Consider the following 5,513-nt stretch of genomic DNA (forward strand, 5'->3'; position numbering starts at 1 on the left):
ATCGAGGCACCTCTGGTCGTCTGGCGTGAGTCGGGCGGGGGATGGGTGGTCGATCTTTGAGAACTCAACAGCGTGCACAATTGTCAATGCCAAATTACCTCGTCGGTCAGGGTTTCCTGGCCGGTTGAGATTTCTTTGAGATTGATTGGATGTCAGTAGACATCCTCAGTCAGATCAGGTTTTCTACGGAGAGTTTGATCCTGGCTCAGGACGAACGCTGGCGGCGTGCTTAACACATGCAAGTCGAACGGTGAAGCGGAGCTTGCTCCGCGGATCAGTGGCGAACGGGTGAGTAACACGTGAGTAACCTGCCCCTGACTCTGGGATAAGCGTTGGAAACGACGTCTAATACCGGATACGACCCTTCCAGGCATCTGGTGGGGTGGAAAGAATTTCGGTTGGGGATGGACTCGCGGCCTATCAGCTTGTTGGTGGGGTGATGGCCCACCAAGGCGACGACGGGTAGCCGGCCTGAGAGGGTGACCGGCCACACTGGGACTGAGACACGGCCCAGACTCCTACGGGAGGCAGCAGTGGGGAATATTGCACAATGGGCGCAAGCCTGATGCAGCAACGCCGCGTGAGGGATGACGGCCTTCGGGTTGTAAACCTCTTTTAGCAGGGAAGAAGCGAGAGTGACGGTACCTGCAGAAAAAGCACCGGCTAACTACGTGCCAGCAGCCGCGGTAATACGTAGGGTGCAAGCGTTGTCCGGAATTATTGGGCGTAAAGAGCTCGTAGGCGGTTTGTCGCGTCTGCTGTGAAAACGCGAGGCTCAACCTCGCGCCTGCAGTGGGTACGGGCAGACTGGAGTGCGGTAGGGGAGATTGGAATTCCTGGTGTAGCGGTGGAATGCGCAGATATCAGGAGGAACACCGATGGCGAAGGCAGATCTCTGGGCCGTTACTGACGCTGAGGAGCGAAAGCGTGGGGAGCGAACAGGATTAGATACCCTGGTAGTCCACGCCGTAAACGTTGGGCGCTAGATGTGGGGGCCATTCCACGGTCTCCGTGTCGCAGCTAACGCATTAAGCGCCCCGCCTGGGGAGTACGGCCGCAAGGCTAAAACTCAAAGGAATTGACGGGGGCCCGCACAAGCGGCGGAGCATGCGGATTAATTCGATGCAACGCGAAGAACCTTACCAAGGCTTGACATGCACCTGAAAAGGCTGGAAACAGTCTCCCCGCAAGGCAGGTGCACAGGTGGTGCATGGTTGTCGTCAGCTCGTGTCGTGAGATGTTGGGTTAAGTCCCGCAACGAGCGCAACCCTCGTTCTATGTTGCCAGCGCGTAATGGCGGGAACTCATAGGAGACTGCCGGGGTCAACTCGGAGGAAGGTGGGGATGACGTCAAATCATCATGCCCCTTATGTCTTGGGCTTCACGCATGCTACAATGGCCGGTACAAAGGGCTGCAATACCGTAAGGTGGAGCGAATCCCAAAAAGCCGGTCTCAGTTCGGATTGAGGTCTGCAACTCGACCTCATGAAGTCGGAGTCGCTAGTAATCGCAGATCAGCAACGCTGCGGTGAATACGTTCCCGGGCCTTGTACACACCGCCCGTCAAGTCATGAAAGTCGGTAACACCCGAAGCCGGTGGCCCAACCCTTGTGGAGGGAGCCGTCGAAGGTGGGATCGGTGATTAGGACTAAGTCGTAACAAGGTAGCCGTACCGGAAGGTGCGGCTGGATCACCTCCTTTCTAAGGAGCTTCTGCAGTCGGTCGCGAGGCCGGCTGCCAGAGCCACTGCCTGGACGAATGTTCCAGGGTGGTTTGCTCAAGGGTGGAACGTTGACGATGTGCTGCCGGGTCGGTCCGGTGAGTCAGTACGGCCTCGCTTGCGGGGTGGGGAACGCTCGCCGGGTTCGGGATGGTGGCGTGCACGCTGTTGGGTCCTGAGGGATCGACGCCGGTGGTGGGGGAAGCCCTGCTGCCGGTCCGGTACCTCGGACTTCTCAAGCCGTCGGACGTGTCCGGTGGGCGGGGGAGTGCCGATCGTATGTTGAGAACTACACAGTGGACGCGAGCATCTTCGATTCAACGCGTCGGCGCCTTTTGGTGCGGTCGCGTTGGGTCATGGTGATCCTCGGCTTCTTCATGGAGCTGAGGTCACTGGTCATGTCCTCGATCGCAGGGAGACCTGCGTGAGGGCACGATTCATACTCATGTATGTGGTCAAGTTTCGAAGAGCAGACGGTGGATGCCTTGGCATCTGGAGCCGAAGAAGGACGTAGCAATCTGCGATAAGCCTCGGGGAGCCGATAAGCGGGCTTTGATCCGAGGGTGTCCGAATGGGGAAACCCCGTCAGGCGCAGCAATGCGACCTGATGACTCCCGCCTGAATATATAGGGCGGGTAGAGGGAACGCGGGGAAGTGAAACATCTCAGTACCCGCAGGAAGAGAAAACAACAGTGATTCCGTGAGTAGTGGCGAGCGAAACCGGAACAGGCTAAACCGATCATGTGTCAAGCCGGCAGGCGTTGCATGGTCGGGGTTGTGGGACCTTGAAGCTGGACTGCCGTCCAGCACGTCGTATGTGTCGCGGTGTAGACGAACGGCATTGAATGGCCGATCACAGAGGGTGGGAATCCCGTAGTCGAAACATCGCTACCGCGCGCAAGTGTTCCCAAGTAGCACGGGGCCCGAGAAATCCCGTGTGAATCTGCCAGGACCACCTGGTAAGCCTAAATACTCCCAGATGACCGATAGCGGACAAGTACCGTGAGGGAAAGGTGAAAAGTACCCCGGGAGGGGAGTGAAATAGTACCTGAAACCGTCTGCTTACAAACCGTTGGAGGAGCCTTGTTGCTCTGACAGCGTGCCTTTTGAAGAATGAGCCTGCGAGTTAGTGATACGTGGCGAGGTTAACCCGTGAGGGGTAGCCGTAGCGAAAGCGAGTCCGAACAGGGCGAGTGAGTCGCGTGTCCTAGACCCGAAGCGAAGTGATCTACCCATGGCCAGGTTGAAGCGACGGTAAGACGTCGTGGAGGACCGAACCCACCAGGGTTGAAAACCTGGGGGATGAGCTGTGGGTAGGGGTGAAAGGCCAATCAAACTTCGTGATAGCTGGTTCTCTCCGAAATGCATTTAGGTGCAGCGTTGCGTGTTTCTTGCCGGAGGTAGAGCTACTGGATGGCCGATGGGCCCCACCGGGTTACTGACGTCAGCCAAACTCCGAATGCCGGTAAGTGAGAGCGCAGCAGTGAGACGGTGGGGGATAAGCTTCATCGTCGAGAGGGAAACAACCCAGACCACCGACTAAGGCCCCTAAGCGTGTGCTAAGTGGGAAAGGATGTGGAGTTGCATAGACAACCAGGAGGTTGGCTTAGAAGCAGCCACCCTTGAAAGAGTGCGTAATAGCTCACTGGTCAAGTGATTCCGCGCCGACAATGTAACGGGGCTCAAGCACACCGCCGAAGTCGTGGGATTCGCATTTGTGACAGGCCTTCGTGGTCCAGTCGTGCGGATCGGTAGGAGAGCGTCGTGTGGCGGGTGAAGCGGCGGAGGAATCCAGCCGTGGACGCCACACGAGTGAGAATGCAGGCATGAGTAGCGAAAGACGGGTGAGAAACCCGTCCTCCGGAAGACCAAGGGTTCCAGGGCCAGGCTAATCCGCCCTGGGTAAGTCGGGACCTAAGGCGAGGCCGACAGGCGTAGTCGATGGACAACGGGTTGATATTCCCGTACCGGCGAAGAACCGCCCAAGCCAAACTTTCGATGCCCAGGGTCCGAACCGGACGAGGGATCCCTTCGGGGTGAAGTCGTACCGGGGAGCGCCCGAAGGCTAGATTGCGCGGCTAGCGTATTAACAGGTGTGACGCAGGAAGGTAGTCGAGCCGGGCGATGGTTGTCCCGGTCTAAGGATGTAGGGCGAGGCATTGGCAAATCCGTGTCTCACATGCCTGAGATCCGATGGGTAGTCGTCAAGACGAAATCGATGATCCTATGCTGCCGAGAAAAGCATCGACGCGAGGTTCAAGCCGCCCGTACCCCAAACCGACTCAGGTGGTCAGGTAGAGAATACCGAGGAGATCGAGAGAATCGTGGTTAAGGAACTCGGCAAAATGCCCCCGTAACTTCGGGAGAAGGGGGGCCGATGGTGTGAAGGCACTTGCTGCCGGCAGCACCGTAGGCCGCAGAGACCAGTGGGAAGCGACTGTTTACTAAAAACACAGGTCCGTGCGAAGTCGCAAGACGATGTATACGGACTGACGCCTGCCCGGTGCTGGAAGGTTAAGAGGAAGGGTCAGCCGCAAGGCGAAGCTCAGAATTTAAGCCCCAGTAAACGGCGGTGGTAACTATAACCATCCTAAGGTAGCGAAATTCCTTGTCGGGTAAGTTCCGACCTGCACGAATGGCGTAACGACTTCCCAGCTGTCTCAACCGCGAACTCGGCGAAATTGCACTACGAGTAAAGATGCTCGTTACGCGCAGCAGGACGGAAAGACCCCGTGACCTTTACTATAGCTTGGTATTGGTGTTCGGTGCGGCTTGTGTAGGATAGGTGGGAGACTTTGAAGCGGGCACGCCAGTGTTCGTGGAGTCATTGTTGAAATACCACTCTGGTCGCTCTGGATGTCTAACTTCGAACCGTGATCCGGTTCAGGGACAGTGCCTGGTGGGTAGTTTAACTGGGGCGGTTGCCTCCCAAAAAGTAACGGAGGCGCCCAAAGGTTCCCTCAACCTGGTTGGCAATCAGGTGTCGAGTGTAAGTGCACAAGGGAGCTTGACTGTGAGAGAGACATCTCGAGCAGGGACGAAAGTCGGGACTAGTGATCCGGCAGTGGCTTGTGGAAGCGCTGTCGCTCAACGGATAAAAGGTACCTCGGGGATAACAGGCTGATCTTGCCCAAGAGTCCATATCGACGGCATGGTTTGGCACCTCGATGTCGGCTCGTCGCATCCTGGGGCTGGAGTAGGTCCCAAGGGTTGGGCTGTTCGCCCATTAAAGCGGTACGCGAGCTGGGTTTAGAACGTCGTGAGACAGTTCGGTCCCTATCCGCTGCGCGCGTAGGAAGTTTGAGAAGATCTATCCCTAGTACGAGAGGACCGGGATGGACGAACCTCTGGTGTGTCAGTTGTTCCGCCAGGAGCACCGCTGATTGGCTACGTTCGGACCGGATAACCGCTGAAAGCATCTAAGCGGGAAGCCGTCTTCAAGATGAGACTTCCATGCCCCTTGAGGGTGAGAGGCTCCCAGTAGACGACTGGGTTGATAGGCCGGATGTGGAAGCAGGGACGAAAGACCTGTGCAGCTGACCGGTACTAATAAGCCGATGACTTGACAACACTTCATCAGTACGACTGATGCTCGCGTCCACTCTGTGGTTCCCGACAGACGATCGGGGCCAGAACAACACACTGGAACCCGTTCGACACCATGTCGAACCCGTTTCGGCGGCCATAGCGAGAGGGAAACGCCCGGTCCCATTCCGAACCCGGAAGCTAAGACTCTCAGCGCCGATGGTACTGCGAGGGCGACCTCGTGGGAGAGTAGGACACCGCCGGACAC

General features: G+C 57.4%; 3 rRNA genes. All 3 read left to right on the forward strand.

Annotation, left to right across the window (positions count from 1 at the left end):
- Positions 1-182 precede the first annotated feature (182 nt).
- Positions 183-1,701: ribosomal RNA gene (locus ACFSBI_RS16100) — 16S ribosomal RNA — on the forward strand.
- A gap of 472 nt (positions 1,702-2,173) precedes the next feature.
- A 23S ribosomal RNA gene (locus ACFSBI_RS16105) occupies positions 2,174-5,290 on the forward strand.
- 104 nt (positions 5,291-5,394) lie between these two features.
- Positions 5,395-5,511, forward strand: a 5S ribosomal RNA gene (gene rrf / locus ACFSBI_RS16110).
- The 16S, 23S and 5S rRNA genes sit together here, the layout of an rRNA operon.
- The last annotated feature ends 2 nt before the right edge of the window (positions 5,512-5,513 follow it).

This window comes from Amnibacterium endophyticum, assembly GCF_042680685.1.
GTDB classification, from domain to species: domain Bacteria; phylum Actinomycetota; class Actinomycetes; order Actinomycetales; family Microbacteriaceae; genus Amnibacterium; species Amnibacterium endophyticum.